Raw genomic sequence first — 13,958 nt, forward strand, 5'->3', positions numbered from 1 at the left:
TAACACCCTGTTTTAAGGGCGCTATTATTATTATTTTAGTTAAAAAAGTCCCGCCATATACGCTCTGACAATCACCCGTGTTAATCGCCTAACGATCACACTAGCGCATCATGCTTACGCCGTTACCCCATAGGCCTAGTGTTCAAATTCACTCAGTGAGAGTGATTTACGCTGGCATAAGACGATGCCGTTGTCCCTTATGACATCATGCACTCGCGCCATCTAAACAAGCAACGATGGGCTAAATTAATTTGAATCATCCTGGTGACTAACAAGATTAGCCACATTCTCAACGCTTAGCGTCATAGCAGCTCAGTTATTTTTATCCATAAGTGGCTGTTGTAATTTATAAATTAGCCTTTTTCAACAGCCAAAAAGCCCAGCTTGTGATCACCAAATAATAAAAAAACTTCCCTGAAGAAAAAGTTTTTTAAAAGAAAGTCGAACGCTAAGGTACTGATATCACTATTAATATTATATTTCGTAAGAATATTGTTCCGTGCTCATACCATACCGTAAGTCATCAGTAAGTTTGTTTTACAAGTAATTTTCCATACTGCAATAGCATTCAACGCAAACCATTACATTAATCACTGTTTACAAACTTCACTCATAGCCAGTTTGAGCGTGAACAGGAATAGTAAAACTTAAGGAACATACAATGAAACGTATCAGCAAAATCGAAATCACCTGTGCTCTTATCCCTGTTGTATTAGGTAGCTTAGTTATTTCTAGCTTTAACGCTAAAGCCGCTTCCCATGAGGTGAGCGCTAAGTCACAGACGGTTGCCATGAAGTTAACCCAAAGCTCTGATAACACATTTAAAATTTATAGTAATGAGGCAGAACGCTGTTTAAGCCCTAACAGCTATCACAATGGAAGCAAAGTGGTGGTCAGTGATAACTGTGGTAGCAACAACAGCGACTGGACTCGACTAGAGAATGGTTTAATTAAGCATCAAGGCTCCCAGTACTGCTTAGCCCAAAAACAAGATCAATATATATTGAGTCGCTGCGGCCGTAATGCGAGTCAATTAACCTCGGAAATATTGATGCTTAGCCTTGCTCCTCTGCCTCCCCATAACGATGTGGTAGCGAGCAAATAACCATCACTCTATTTATCTGTGTCCTGCTCTAAATCCTAAAAGCAGGACAAAGGACTGCACCATGAACACATTCAAAAATATTACCAGCACTATGGGTATCGCTTTAGCAATGACCACTTTAGCATTTAGCCAAGATTGTGCCGCAAACCAAAAAGACTTTAATGAGACTCAATTACAAATAGAGGTGATTAGCCATCATTCGCAGCTGTTTTTGATATCTAACTCTACTTTTAGTCAATGCTTACAACCCATTTCTGGTAGTGCATTTTCAAGGGTAGCATTACAGGCCGACTGCCAGTCACTCTCTAGTAATTGGACAAGATATGGTAATGATCGCATCCAGCACTATCAAAGCGGCCGTTGTCTAGTAGAAAAAGGCATCAATCGCTATTACTTAGGCAGCTGCAACACCAATGCCTCTCACCTGAGTAATGAATCGTCATATATCGCCTTGAAACCCATGCAGCTTGAGTCGGTAATGGCGCTCGCTGTAGCCAAAGCAAAGGACTAACCATAAAGGGCGCGGTAAGCTTCTTTGCAGAAGTTGGTTGCTGCGTAAATATACTTTGATGAATATGTCCGTAGCTGCTGCCCCAGCGCCGCATTAATACGGACATCAGCACACTCGAGGGAATGAAAAATGTATAAATTGATCATCCTGCCACTGTTTTTTGTGATACCGATAACCATCAGTTTCTTGTCATTCTTCACAACAAAAGCTGAAAGCACTGTAAACTTTGACACTGACGTTTCGGCTGCAAAACTTAATGTTATGGTTAATCATACTGATGGTAGTTTTAAAATTGTGAGCCAGCATAACGACCAGTGCTTAGCGCCTATCAGCCGCACCAAATCAACTCAAGTTAGCTATGGCTTACATTGTCAAAGTGATAGTAGTAAATGGTTAGCATTGAGCAATGGTAAGATTAAAAATATCAGCAGCAACAGGTGCTTAGTATCAAAAAACAACCATAGCTTCTATTTAGCAAGCTGTGGCCGCAGTGTCTCTCACTTTGCTTCTCCAGTGGCTTATTTAACTCTTCACTCTCTAAATCACTCCGATTTAGTCGCGACTCATTTTGACCGCTACCGCGTCAGTAAGCAATAACCAGTCGTCTGGGTCATTCGCCGCAATCCTTGAAGCCTATGTAGAGCAACCGTTAAATGGTGAGTTATCACTATTTAACGGTTGCTCATTAATTCAAGCCGCTCATGTCAAGTAATGCCGCACTCACTCGACTTCCATTACTGATATCAATATTTATGCTACCACTAATGTTAATCTTATTTACTTTGGTGTGATCTTGGGTATTACTTCAATATCAGCGGCAGTTAGCGCCGTAAAATTAATCGGGTTCTTTTTCGTTAATGTGAATTTCTGGATCACACATAACCTTATAGCCATAAAGAGGATTAATTTGATCCACCGAGCCGAGTTGAGGGATATTTCTGCGTGTATCACTGACCCATACCGCTAATTTAATCGTCGCTTGAGTATACTTTCGCTGGCCACTGGCACGCTTATCCTTATCAATGTAAATCAATGACTTATCTACTCTCAGCTCAACCTTATCTTGCTGCCACTTTACAATTTCCATACGGTTTTCAGATACTTGGATATCTTTATGTACCTTGCATGGGGTCTCATTTATCCATACGAGATTGAAATGATTAGCAGTGATGTAGTTGTCATTGTCATCATGATCAAGTTCAAGCCAAATGGTATCACTGGCTTTGCCATCATGCTTACTTAAATTCACCACCTGATTAAGGTACTGGTACACATACAAACCATTAAACACGGCGACACCTTCTGCTGCGGCCAGGGATTGTGGGGCGTCATATTGTTTGGCTAGTTGCGGTTGGTCAGGTACACCTGGTGTGGTCACCTTAGGCGCTGCGGGATTAACGATTAGCCTTCCACATTCATCTAAGATAGGCCCCCAAACAGCAAGTATCATTGTTCTACTTTTCATAGTGTTTCCTTTTTATCGTCGTTATGGCAATTAATTTAATAAAGCTTGGTATGTTTTGAGTAAGTTTGATTGATATCCCCGAAACATAAGCTTGGTTTCTACTGCAGAAAACTGTTGTTGGTTAGCCGCTAACAACGCAACAAAAGCCTGATGTTCAAGATTTCTGATGCTATGGGCATCCTCTAAATTTTGATTATTTAAATATTGCAGTGCCTGCTGACGAGTCATGTTGTTTGCCAGCACTTCTTCGACTAATAGCCTGGGGGTAAACTCTTTATTAAACGTCAGTGCATTGATGTCTAACGGGACGACTTCAGCTGGTAGCCCTTGTAAGCGCGATAAGACTAAGATTAACATTCTGCCTATATACCAATTTACTTTGCCTGGCTTTGCTTCTTTTACGATCTTGTTGATCTGCTCTCGCTTAAGCAGTGGTTGATTGGCTAAGCTCTGTAAATCGGCATGAGGGTTCGCTCCCATAACATCTAGAGTGGCCAATAGATTGCGCAAAAATGTCGCATTCCAACTTGCGTTGGAACCTTCTTTTTGCAACAGTTGCTCGGTCACCTCTGTACCTAATTTCAGGGGTAAGCTGGCATCCTGAAACTGATTAACCATCACCATAATATTGAGCCATTGATTTATGGCCATTAATTGCAATTTTTGTGCGGTATTGTCAGTTATTCTCTGATTGGCATATGTTACCGCTTGTTGCACTGTGTCTTTTGCCAATGCGTAAGCTTTATCAAGATGCTGGTAGCGGATCGCGAGCCTAGCCAATGCAATTGAAGAGTTAATAACAGAAAGAGTTAACTCTTGATCATTTGGGTGGTTTTGTAAAAGCTGACGTTTAAGTGCTAAAGATTGCTCCAAATACTCAACCGCTTGATTGGGCTTTGCCTGCCCTACTGCCAACGCCCCTAAATTATGGAATGCATAGCTCTGTTCTTTTAATGCTGTTGTTTGTTCACCCTCGAAGGACTCCAGTAATTTTGCGTATTGTGCGTACTGTAGCCAGTAATCCTGAGTTTGCGTTTTATCCCCTGAATAGTAGTGAACCGTTCCTTGCCAATAAGCAAGTTGTGCCTGCCAAAAAGTAGCTCGGAATGATTGCTCCGTCTCTTGTTCCAACAAACTTGAACTCTGATTAAGCCAACGATTTGCCTGTTCATATTCACTTTTAGAGATAGCAATTTCGGCCAACAACATTAACGACTGTACTTGCAAAAATCGCCCTTGCCCCTGTTGACCTTGGTAATAATCCATGGCTCTGTGACCAACCCCTTGTAATAAGTCTAACTTGCCTATGGGTTCTAGCTGACTCTTTAAGTCCCCCAGCATATAACTAATAAGTTGATCGCCTTTACTTTGCAGAGTTTGTAGGCTTTTTTGTTGATAATAGGAATAGGCGGTTAGCGATGTACTCACTAACGTTAGGCTAATTAACCCTGCAACCGCCCCCTGCTTAATATTGGTTCGCCGTTGCTGTTTAATCGTACTGAGCTCAATAAATTCAGATTGTGCTTTGCTCAATCTGATATTCGGCTGCTTTAACAGTAAATGAGCATCGTTAATTTTTTTTGCAGAGTGCATCAGTAAGTCTTTATTGTTATTTGACTGTTGCCACAGGTTACAATCAGCTTCTAGCTGAGCCATATGGTCCAGTAACTGACTTTGCGATTTACTCCAATCAACGACACGCTGCCACTGCCTTAGTAGGGCTTCATGGGAAATGGCCACCATTGTTGGGCTTTGGCTATATTCACTGTCATTTACTGTTTCATTGGCTAAGCGAACAAATAATCTTGCCTCAACAAATGCTTGAATAAATTGTTGCTGCGCTTCGGTTTCAAAACTGGTTTCTGTTGCTGGCTTACTGATTAATAGTTTGTCGTCAAATAACGAATGCCTAACTAATTTGGTCATCACTGCTGCAAAGCATTGTTGCTGCATTGAATTGAGTGAGCTAAAGGTCTGCTCAGCTTGTTTTGCGATTGCCCCTTCAAGCCCACCCATTTTTTCATAGGCATCAAGTAACATCACGCCATCTGCACGCTTATGTTGGTACAACTGAGTTAACGCAAACTGCAATAACGGCAGGGGTTCCCGCTGATGAATGGCGTCTTGTAATAATTGCTGCACCAAATCAAGCTGCCGCTGCTCATCCACCTCATAACTTAAGCCTGCTGCCTCGGCAGAGTAATTGATGACTTGCGCCAATTCACTCATGGTTAAAGGTGCGACATCGTACTGTATCGATTTATATTTAATGCCTCTAAAGTCTGAGTGATCACTTAATGCGGCATAAAAATCATTTCTCATTGAAACGATGAGCAATAATTTGGGGTAGCTTTGTAAGTAAGTTAATAACTTTCCTAAAGCACTAAGCTGCTCACTGGCATCTACATTCAGTAATTGCTCAAACTGATCAAGAATTAATAATTGCGGCAGTTCAATATTAAGCAACCATTGATTAATTAAATCTGGCTGGGCAAGCAGCTGACAGGCTCGTTGCGCATTATGCAAATCAGGGGAAAGTAACGTTAACTGCTCAAGTGCTTCTAATATTTGCACTAAATAATTTTCAATATTACCTGTCTTTGGTCTAATAAATTGATAACCCGCTATCTGGTTATCGTTAAAGCCACCATCCCTTGTTAAATAGGGCAAAACACCGGCCCTTAATAGGGAAGTTTTGCCACTGCCGCTTTTGCCCAATAACAGTACTGATTTGTTTTCAACAATCCCTTGTTTAATGGTGGATAACATATCAGCAATGGCATGCTCTCTGCCAAAGTAGATATCAGCATGTTGCTCAGTAAAGGCATTTAAGCCAATAAATGGGCTGCCTTGTCGCCATTTTTTTATTTTTCGATTAGTGCTTTGCTGCCAAATAGGTTCGGTTGTTAGCCACTTAACTTCTGCAATGAGTCGGTAGCCTTTTTGAGGAATAGTTTCTATGAATGTTGGCGCTTTGGCATTATCACCTAAAGCTTTGCGGAGCATGGCTATGCATTTATGGACAGGAGCATCACCATAAAAAGTCCCAGACCAAAACTCAATCAGGAGCTGCTCAACTGTGACCACTTCAGCGTGGTTTCGGCACAAAAAGGTAAGCACCTTCATCATTTTTGGTTCGATGTGAGTGCATTTATTTTGAACGCTAATTTGATTAGATTCAGTATCCACTAAGAAGTGGTTTAACTGATACTTTATGGCAGTTTTTTGCAATTACCTTTCCTTGGTTTGGACTGACTCCTTGCCTAATAATAAACTATATGACTGTTTTTTGTACTATTTTTATTTTTAATGTAGAAATCTGTCTAATAATTTATAATTGCCCTATCAAAACGATAGAGTTAGCTATGATCACTAAAAACCAAATCAAATTACTGCGGGCTCTGGGCCAAAAAAAGCAACGTAAAGCTGAAGGCTTATTTTTGGTTGAAGGCGAAAAAAACGTTCTTGAATTGGCTGGCACCCAACTTAAAGTGCAGCAGGTATTCGGTACCGCTGAATTTTTAGCAGAACATAGCAAAGCGTTAAGTCAATACACCTGCATTGAGGCCAGCTTAAATGACCTCACCAAAGCCAGCACCTTAGTCAGTAATAATGCCGCTGTTGCGGTAGTGGAAATGCCAAGTACTGATGCCCCCGTAACAGAAGGCTTAATCATTGCTTTAGATGGGGTTTCCGATCCTGGCAACCTAGGCACCATTATCCGAATAGCTGACTGGTATGGTATTAAACATATTGTTGCCAGTACTGACTGTGCTGACCCATATAACCCTAAAACCATTCGTGCCACTATGGGCAGCTTTGCAAGGGTGCAAGTGACTTTGTTAGACCTGGCAAGCTACTTAAGTAATGTGACTATACCTGTGTATGGCGCCTATTTAGAGGGTGAAAACGTGCACACTACGGAATTTCAATCACAAGCTATTTTATTAATGGGCAGTGAATCCCACGGGGTGAGACCCGAAGCATCAAAATACGTGACAGATAAGATCACTATTCCTGCTTTTGGGGGTGCTGAATCGTTAAACGTAGCGATGGCTACTGGGATAATATTAGATAATATCAAACGCCAACAAGGCTAAGCCTAATCATAGACTTAGCCTTTAAGCGCTGAATTATAGTTGGCCAAATGCCGTACCTTGGCCCGCCGCCTGCTTTAACCAACGCTGAGTGATGGTCTTACGACGAGTGTAAAAACGTACACTGTCTGGACCGTAAGCGTGCAAATCACCAAACAGCGACTGCTTCCAGCCACCAAAACTGTGAAATGCCATTGGCACAGGGAGCGGCACATTGATACCAACCATACCCACTTCTATTTCATTGGCAAATTTATGAGCTGCGGCACCGTTTTGGGTGAAAATACAGGTTCCATTGCCGTATTGATGCTGATTGGTTAACTCAATTGCCTGCTCTAAATCGGCAACCCGCACTACCGCTAAAACTGGCCCAAATATTTCTGTTTGGTAACAGCTCATATCAGCTTTAACATGATCGATCAGGGTTGGGCCGCAAAAATAACCGCTGTTGTTGGCTTGAATTTGACGACCATCCTTTACCACAGTGGCACCTTGTGCCGTTGCCTCTGAAATAATATTACCCACTCTATCCAGAGCAATCCCATCAATTAAAGGCCCCATATCAGCATCAGCTTGGTTACCTTCCGCCACTAACAATTTATCCATTTTAGGGACAATGCTAGCAATCAACTTATCCGCTGTGTCATCGCCAACACATACAGCCACACTGATCGCCATACAACGTTGTCCGGTACCACCGAAGGCTGCCCCTATAAGGGTATCTGCGGCATTTTCAATATCTGCATCCGGCATCAATAGTGCATGGTTTTTGGCCCCGCCTAATGCTTGTACTCGCTTACCGGCTGCAGATGCACGTTGGTAAATTGCTTTCGCTGCTGGGGTTGAGCCTACAAAGCTGACCGCCTTGATGTCTTGATGGTCAATCAACATTTCTGCCGTTTCACGACCTCCATGAACCACGCTAAATAGCCCATCTGGTAGTCCCGCAGCCTGTAATAGTTGTGCAAGTTTATTGGCTGCCATCGGCACTTTTTCAGATGGCTTTAGGATAAATGCATTACCACAGATAAGCGCCATAGGTATCATCCACAGAGGTACCATAGCTGGGAAATTAAATGGCGTAATCCCTAACACCACACCAAGAGAATGGAACTCTGACCATGAGTCAATATCACTGCCAACAAGGCGACTATGCTCACCTTTTAGTAATTCTGGGGCACCACAGGCGTATTCGACGACTTCTAATCCACGTTGCAGTTCACCTTTTGCATCAGCAATCGTTTTACCATTATCTAGACTGATAATACCGACTATCTCATCAAAGTGCTCTACGATAAGGTTGCGTAAATTAAACATCACCTGTGCACGCTTATGAACGGCTTGTTTGGCCCATTGTTTTTGTGCGACTTTTGCCGCAGCAACGGCCTGTTCTACCATGGCCTGATCGGCCACTGGGACGGTTGCAATAACTTGACCATTAGCTGGATTTACATCTTCAATGGTTTGACTATTTTGATAGGCTTTGCCATCAATCCAGTGTGAAAGTTGCATTAAACTACTCCTTGTTGTGCCGCATATTCTGAAATGGCTTGTGCGACAAGTTTAAACATATTTTCAATATCTTGTGGGGTACAAGTGAATGGCGGGGCAAAACTTAAATTGTTGCCTGCATAACGTACATAAATGCCCTTTTGCCAGCATATATGACTGATATCACTCGCTCTTTTTAAAGGCTTTGCCGGATCCATGGTAATTTGAATGGCACCCGCTAAACCGATATTGCGAATGTCTTCGATCAAAGGTAGCCCTTTAAGCTTATGGATTTCAGCCTCAAACACTTCGCTTAAATGACGGACTTTGGGCAATAGTTCTGGATGAGTTAACTGCTCTAAGCTTGCTAACGCTGCCGCACAAGCTACTGGGTGTGCCGAATAGGTGTAACCATGTGGAAACTCAATAGTGTACTCATCACCCGGCTGTTGCATCAGGGTGTCATAAATCTCACTGCTTGTGATTACCGCCCCCATAGGAATAATGCCGTTGGTTAAGGCTTTGGCACAATTAAGCATATCTGGTTCGACATCAAAATATTCTGCCGCAAACATGGTCCCTAGACGGCCAAAACCGGTAATAACCTCATCGAAAATCAATAGAATTTCATGCTGATCACACAGCGCTCGCAAACGCTTCAAATAACCTTTAGAAGGCACAATAACGCCACCAGAGCCCGCCATCGGCTCTACAATCACTGCAGCAATATTGCTGGCATCTTGTACTTCCAATATTTTGAGTAAATCATCCGCTAGATGATCCCCATAATCAGGTAAGCCCTTAGTAAAAGCATTTTCAGGTAAACAAGTGTGACTTAGGTGATAACTGTCTAGGGTTTGACCGAACATTTTACGATTAGGGGCAATTCCCCCCACTGAAATACCGCCAAAATTAACACCATGATAGCCCTTGGTGCGTCCGATCAATTTGGTTTTTTCTGGCTTACCTTTCAGACGCCAATAGGCTCTAGCCAGCTTTAATGAAGTGTCTGCTGCTTCTGAACCAGAACCACAATACAAGACATGATTCAAATCACCAGGGGCTAACTGGGCAAGCTTAGTTGATAACTCAAATGCAGAATCATGACTAACATTAAATGCAGGGGCATAATCTAATTGGTTTAACTGTTGGCTTATCGCGTGATTAATCTTAGCATTGTTATGTCCCAGCGGAGTACACCACAATCCAGATAAGCTGTCGTAAATTTTGCGATTGTCATCCGTTTCATAAAAAATACCATCGGCTGCGGTTACCATTTTGGGCTTCTCATGAAAGCGTCTATTGCTGGTAAAGGCATGCCAATGATGGCACATCGTTTTATTTTCCATAATCTGACCTACTACTACTCACTAAATTAGTATTCAAGTTATGCGAAATAAATTGGCCATTAAATAGGAAACTGATACAGTTTAGTTTGTAATTATGTTAACTATTTAGTGAAGCAGTATGCTAAACCAGCGTAAGCTAAGACAAGTCAGTAACCTAGATTTAAAACTATTAAAAACCTTCATTGCCGTGGTACAAGCTGGCAGCATTACTGGTGCAGAGGGTGTCCTCAATCTCAGTCGTTCCGCTATTTCTATATATGTCTCTGATCTAGAAAAACGTCTGGGTATGATTCTTTGTAGCCGGGGCCGTGGTGGCTTTAGCCTAACCCTTGAAGGGCAAACGGTTTATGATGCAGCATTAAGATTAATGGCTGCTACTGAACTTTTTCAAGATGAAGTCAATAATACCTACTCTGTGCTGAAAGGGGATTTGAATATTGGGATTATTGATAACTTAGTGTCACTCCCAAACCAAGATATCACCAATGCGCTAGCCCAATTAAAACGCAGCAGTGATGAGGTTAAGGTGAATATTAAGATGAGTAACCCCTCTGAGATCACTTTGGGATTGCTTGAAGGTGAAATCGATGTCGGCGTCATGCCAAGTTTAGCCTCGATTGATGGCCTCAAACTGATGCCTTTATATCATGAAACATCTAAACTTTATTGCGCTAAAGATCACCCGCTATTTAACCAGCAGGAAAGTTTACAATGTATTACTGAGCACAGTGTGGTTCTGCCTGCCTATTCTGATCGAATCAGCCTGCCAAGCTGCTTCAATCAACTCAATGCCTGTGCCACTTCTAATAACCGTGATGGTATTGCGTTTTTAATTTTAACCAATGAATATATTGGGTTCTTACCTGAACATTATGCTAAGAGATGGGTACAACAAGGTGAAATGAGAGCACTTTTACCCGAGCAATTACAAGTAACAGCCGAATTTTTTATTGCCACTAAACAAAGTAAGCGCCATAAAAGGGTGTTAGATTTTTTCTTATCTTGCCTTGCAAAGTAGCACCCAAAAAAGCACCAAGGCGAGGCCTTGGTGCCTGAAAAATTATACCGACAGTAATAAGAATTCTCGTTCCCAAGAACTAATCACTTCGTTAAATGCTTCATATTCAGTGCGTTTAACGGCGCTGTAGGCTTTACAGAAATGATCTCCTAATACGGATTTAAGAGGTTCGCATTTATCCAACATGCGTAATGACTCTTCAAGCGTGCGGGAAACTTCAATCTTGCCCGTATAAGCGTTACCTGTGTTCGCTTCTTCTGGGGTTAAATTTTCTTCAATTCCTAAATATCCACATGCTAACGTGGCTGCAAACGCTAAATAAGGATTAGCATCAGAACCTGGCAAACGGTTTTCCACTCGAAAGCCTGAAGGTTCAGCATCAGGAACACGCAAACCGGTTGTGCGGTTATCATAACCCCAATCAAAGTTAATCGGCGCCGAACTATCAGGGGAAAAGCGTCGATACGAGTTCACGTTTGGGGCAAAGAAACTTAACGCATTGTGACCATATTTCTGCAAACCCGCCAAATAGTTAAAGAACATTGGCGAATATTTACCATCTTTACTGGCAAAAACATTTTTACCTGTTTTGGTGTCAACGACACTTTGGTGAATATGCATCGAACTGCCGGGTTCATTACGCATAGGCTTAGCCATAAAGGTTGCATAGACATTATTACTCAGAGCGATTTCACGCAGAGCTCGTTTAAATAAAAACACCTCATCGGCTAATTTTAATGGGTCGCCATGCAAAAAATTGACTTCAAATTGCGCTGCGCCTGATTCATGAATTAAGGTATCGACCCCTAAGCCCATTTTTTCAGTATATTGATACATTTGATCAATAATGGTTTCAAACTCATTAACCGCATCGATACTGTAGCTTTGACGGGCGGTCTCCTTTCTTCCTGAACGGCCGATAGGTGGCGATAATTCGTAGTCCGGATCAGCATTTTGCGCGACTAAAAAGAATTCTAATTCTGGAGCCAAAATTGGCTTCAATCCTTTTGCAGCATACAAATCAAGAACTTTCTTTAACACATTGCGGGAAGATAACGGATGAGGACGACCATCTGATAGATAACAATCATGGATGATCAGTGCCGTTCGTTCACTCGCCCATGGCACCTCGCGTGCGGTTTCAACGTCCGGCTCCAAAAACATATCACTGTCAGTTTCGCTAACAATGTCATAATGCTCATTGGTATAATCACCGGTTACGGTTTGAATTAAAATACTTTCAGGTAAGCGACTTTCCTGCTCCATAAACTTCTTAGCAGGAATAAATTTCCCCCTGGCATTACCTGTCATATCCGGTACTAAGCATTCTACATCTGTAATACTACGGCCATTTAGCCACTTCTTTACATCTTCCATTTCCATTGGACACCTTCTTGGCTGTTAATTCTAAACTGTGGTATTGGCCTATCCAATTGAACTCACATTGATAACAAAATATCTAAGCTGTAGTCATTCGTCTAGAGTTTCACGTTATATTTGTTAAAACTAAAGATAACAATTTTCAATATAAATTACATATAGAATTAAAATTCATTATGTTAATTTGTTGTGGTTAAGCATTTTGCCAATCGCCTATAAAGGCACAAGTAGGAAGGCCAATCATGATGGAACAATTTTACCAAGCCACTAAAAATATCACCCTAAACTGCCCCCGCTTTAGCGGTACACAACAAGTTGATGTCTGTGTTGTGGGCGGAGGCTTAACTGGCATTTCAAGTGCATATTTTGCTGCAAAAAGTGGCCTTAACGTCGCATTATTAGAATCCCAAAGTATTGGTTATGGCGCATCAGGTCGTAATGGTGGGCAAGTCAGCCCAGGTCAAAGAGTCGACCAAGCTAGCTTAGAAAAAAAAGTGGGCAGTGAACACGCTTTAGCCCTTTGGAACATTGCCCTTGAGTCTGTTGACCTAGTCAGAAACTTAATCGACGAACACCAAATTAATTGTGATTTTGCCCCTGGTATCTTACACACCGCATTTAAACCCAGCCATTGCCAAGATATGCGAGAAAATGTGGCCTTACTGCAACATAAATATGGTTACCAAGATACCCGTTATATCGAAAAAGACGAATTGCAACAACTCGTTGGCACTGATAAGTATCATGGTGGCGAGCTCGATATGCGAGCAGGTCACTTACACCCACTTAATTTTTTATTGGGACTCGCATTACAAGCACAACAAGCTGGGGCACAACTGTATGAAAACAGTGAAGTGATAAACATTAAAAGCCACAATGGTGGTGCTATCATCACAACTGCTGATGGTGTGATTCATGCCAAAAAAGTGGTGCTTGGATGTAATGGCTATTTAGGCAAGCTGTTCCCCAAAGTCGCGGGTAAAATTATGCCCATTAATAATTTTATTGCCGTTACCGAACCATTAGGCGCTGATGTCGCTGAATCTTTAATTAGTAATAATTATGCTGTCGCCGATTCTAAATTTGTGATTAATTACTTCCGACTAACCCCAGATCATAGATTATTGTTTGGCGGTGGCGAGAACTATTCTTCCCATTTCCCTAAAGACATAAAGAATTTTGTGCGTCCACATATGTTGGAAATTTATCCACAATTGCAAGATACCCAGCTCGATTATGCTTGGGGGGGCACGTTAGCCATTACCCTTAATCGTATGCCTCATTTTAGTTGTATTGATGATTGTATCTATGTTGCCCAAGGATACTCTGGCCATGGGGTTGCGCTGGCCACCCTAGCCGGCAAACTGATTACCGATGCCATTAAAGGTAACCCCGAACAATTTAATGCCATGGCGAAATACCCAACCCCAAGTTTTCCTGGTGGCACCCTATTGCGCTATCCTGGTTTAGTGGCCGGCATGCTTTATTATTCGTTGCTAGACCGTATTGGCAACTAATTTCCTATTCGCAATAGGGTAAAAA

Annotated in this window: 11 protein-coding genes; 6 read left to right on the forward strand and 5 right to left on the reverse strand. The window is 41.9% G+C overall.

The features are described 5' to 3' along the window. Positions 1 to 661: 661 nt before the first annotated feature. From GFB48_RS08330 to GFB48_RS08340, 3 genes are all read left to right on the forward strand, one after another. A complete protein-coding gene (locus GFB48_RS08330) occupies positions 662 to 1,105 on the forward strand; it encodes an RICIN domain-containing protein (protein ID WP_163933860.1) in 444 nt (147 codons plus the stop codon). Between the two features lie 61 nt (positions 1,106 to 1,166). After that, positions 1,167 to 1,616 (forward strand): hypothetical protein, encoded by a 450-nt coding sequence (locus GFB48_RS08335; protein WP_163933863.1) that lies wholly within the window; start codon positions 1,167 to 1,169, stop codon positions 1,614 to 1,616. 129 nt (positions 1,617 to 1,745) lie between these two features. Then, positions 1,746 to 2,213, forward strand: a complete 468-nt coding sequence (locus tag GFB48_RS08340) for a hypothetical protein (protein ID WP_163933865.1) — start codon at positions 1,746 to 1,748, stop codon at positions 2,211 to 2,213. Between the two features lie 238 nt (positions 2,214 to 2,451). Here the strand turns inward: GFB48_RS08340 and GFB48_RS08345 are convergent, their stop codons facing one another. Continuing rightward, positions 2,452 to 3,081, reverse strand: a complete 630-nt coding sequence (locus GFB48_RS08345; protein WP_163933868.1) for a hypothetical protein — start codon at positions 3,079 to 3,081, stop codon at positions 2,452 to 2,454. 30 nt (positions 3,082 to 3,111) lie between these two features. Next, complete coding sequence (locus GFB48_RS08350; RefSeq protein ID WP_163933871.1) at positions 3,112 to 6,312, reverse strand: winged helix-turn-helix domain-containing protein; 3,201 nt, start codon at positions 6,310 to 6,312, stop codon at positions 3,112 to 3,114. 134 nt (positions 6,313 to 6,446) lie between these two features. Between GFB48_RS08350 and GFB48_RS08355 the strand changes: the two genes are divergently transcribed. Continuing rightward, the gene (locus tag GFB48_RS08355; protein ID WP_163933874.1) at positions 6,447 to 7,181 is read left to right on the forward strand and encodes an RNA methyltransferase; all 735 of its coding nucleotides are present in this window, start codon (positions 6,447 to 6,449) and stop codon (positions 7,179 to 7,181) included. Positions 7,182 to 7,214: 33 nt separating this feature from the next. Here GFB48_RS08355 and GFB48_RS08360 read toward each other — a convergent pair whose 3' ends face one another. Together GFB48_RS08360 and GFB48_RS08365 are read right to left on the reverse strand one after the other, a co-directional pair. Continuing rightward, a complete protein-coding gene (locus GFB48_RS08360; RefSeq protein ID WP_163933877.1) occupies positions 7,215 to 8,690 on the reverse strand; it encodes a CoA-acylating methylmalonate-semialdehyde dehydrogenase in 1,476 nt (491 codons plus the stop codon). Further along, complete coding sequence (locus tag GFB48_RS08365; RefSeq protein ID WP_163933880.1) at positions 8,690 to 10,018, reverse strand: aminotransferase class III-fold pyridoxal phosphate-dependent enzyme; 1,329 nt, start codon at positions 10,016 to 10,018, stop codon at positions 8,690 to 8,692. The genes GFB48_RS08360 and GFB48_RS08365 overlap by 1 nt, the downstream gene beginning before the upstream one ends. A 118-nt stretch (positions 10,019 to 10,136) precedes the next feature. Between GFB48_RS08365 and GFB48_RS08370 the strand changes: the two genes are divergently transcribed. Beyond that, positions 10,137 to 11,036, forward strand: coding sequence for a LysR family transcriptional regulator (locus GFB48_RS08370; RefSeq protein ID WP_163933883.1), 900 nt, complete (start codon positions 10,137 to 10,139; stop codon positions 11,034 to 11,036). Between the two features lie 42 nt (positions 11,037 to 11,078). On the opposite strand, the gene GFB48_RS08375 is transcribed toward GFB48_RS08370, so the two are convergent. Beyond that, on the reverse strand, positions 11,079 to 12,413 hold the full coding sequence (locus GFB48_RS08375; protein WP_163934041.1) for a glutamine synthetase family protein: 1,335 nt from the start codon (positions 12,411 to 12,413) through the stop codon (positions 11,079 to 11,081). A gap of 245 nt (positions 12,414 to 12,658) precedes the next feature. Between GFB48_RS08375 and GFB48_RS08380 the strand changes: the two genes are divergently transcribed. Next, on the forward strand, positions 12,659 to 13,933 hold the full coding sequence (locus tag GFB48_RS08380; protein WP_163933885.1) for an FAD-binding oxidoreductase: 1,275 nt from the start codon (positions 12,659 to 12,661) through the stop codon (positions 13,931 to 13,933). The last annotated feature ends 25 nt before the right edge of the window (positions 13,934 to 13,958 follow it).

This window comes from Paraferrimonas sp. SM1919 (assembly GCF_010993985.1).
In the GTDB taxonomy this organism is placed as follows: Bacteria; Pseudomonadota; Gammaproteobacteria; order Enterobacterales; family Shewanellaceae; genus SM1919.

Bases quoted from the DNA above. Each gene is read 5' to 3' on its own strand.
- GFB48_RS08330 (WP_163933860.1), top strand. From the start codon at position 662: ATGAAACGTATCAGCAAAATCGAAATCACCTGTGCTCTTATCCCTGTT.
- GFB48_RS08335 (WP_163933863.1), top strand. From the start codon at position 1,167: ATGAACACATTCAAAAATATTACCAGCACTATGGGTATCGCTTTAGCA.
- GFB48_RS08340 (WP_163933865.1), top strand. From the start codon at position 1,746: ATGTATAAATTGATCATCCTGCCACTGTTTTTTGTGATACCGATAACC.
- GFB48_RS08345 (WP_163933868.1), bottom strand. From the start codon at position 3,081: ATGAAAAGTAGAACAATGATACTTGCTGTTTGGGGGCCTATCTTAGAT.
- GFB48_RS08355 (WP_163933874.1), top strand. From the start codon at position 6,447: ATGATCACTAAAAACCAAATCAAATTACTGCGGGCTCTGGGCCAAAAA.
- GFB48_RS08360 (WP_163933877.1), bottom strand. From the start codon at position 8,690: ATGCAACTTTCACACTGGATTGATGGCAAAGCCTATCAAAATAGTCAA.
- GFB48_RS08365 (WP_163933880.1), bottom strand. From the start codon at position 10,018: ATGGAAAATAAAACGATGTGCCATCATTGGCATGCCTTTACCAGCAAT.
- GFB48_RS08370 (WP_163933883.1), top strand. From the start codon at position 10,137: ATGCTAAACCAGCGTAAGCTAAGACAAGTCAGTAACCTAGATTTAAAA.
- GFB48_RS08375 (WP_163934041.1), bottom strand. From the start codon at position 12,413: ATGGAAGATGTAAAGAAGTGGCTAAATGGCCGTAGTATTACAGATGTA.
- GFB48_RS08380 (WP_163933885.1), top strand. From the start codon at position 12,659: ATGATGGAACAATTTTACCAAGCCACTAAAAATATCACCCTAAACTGC.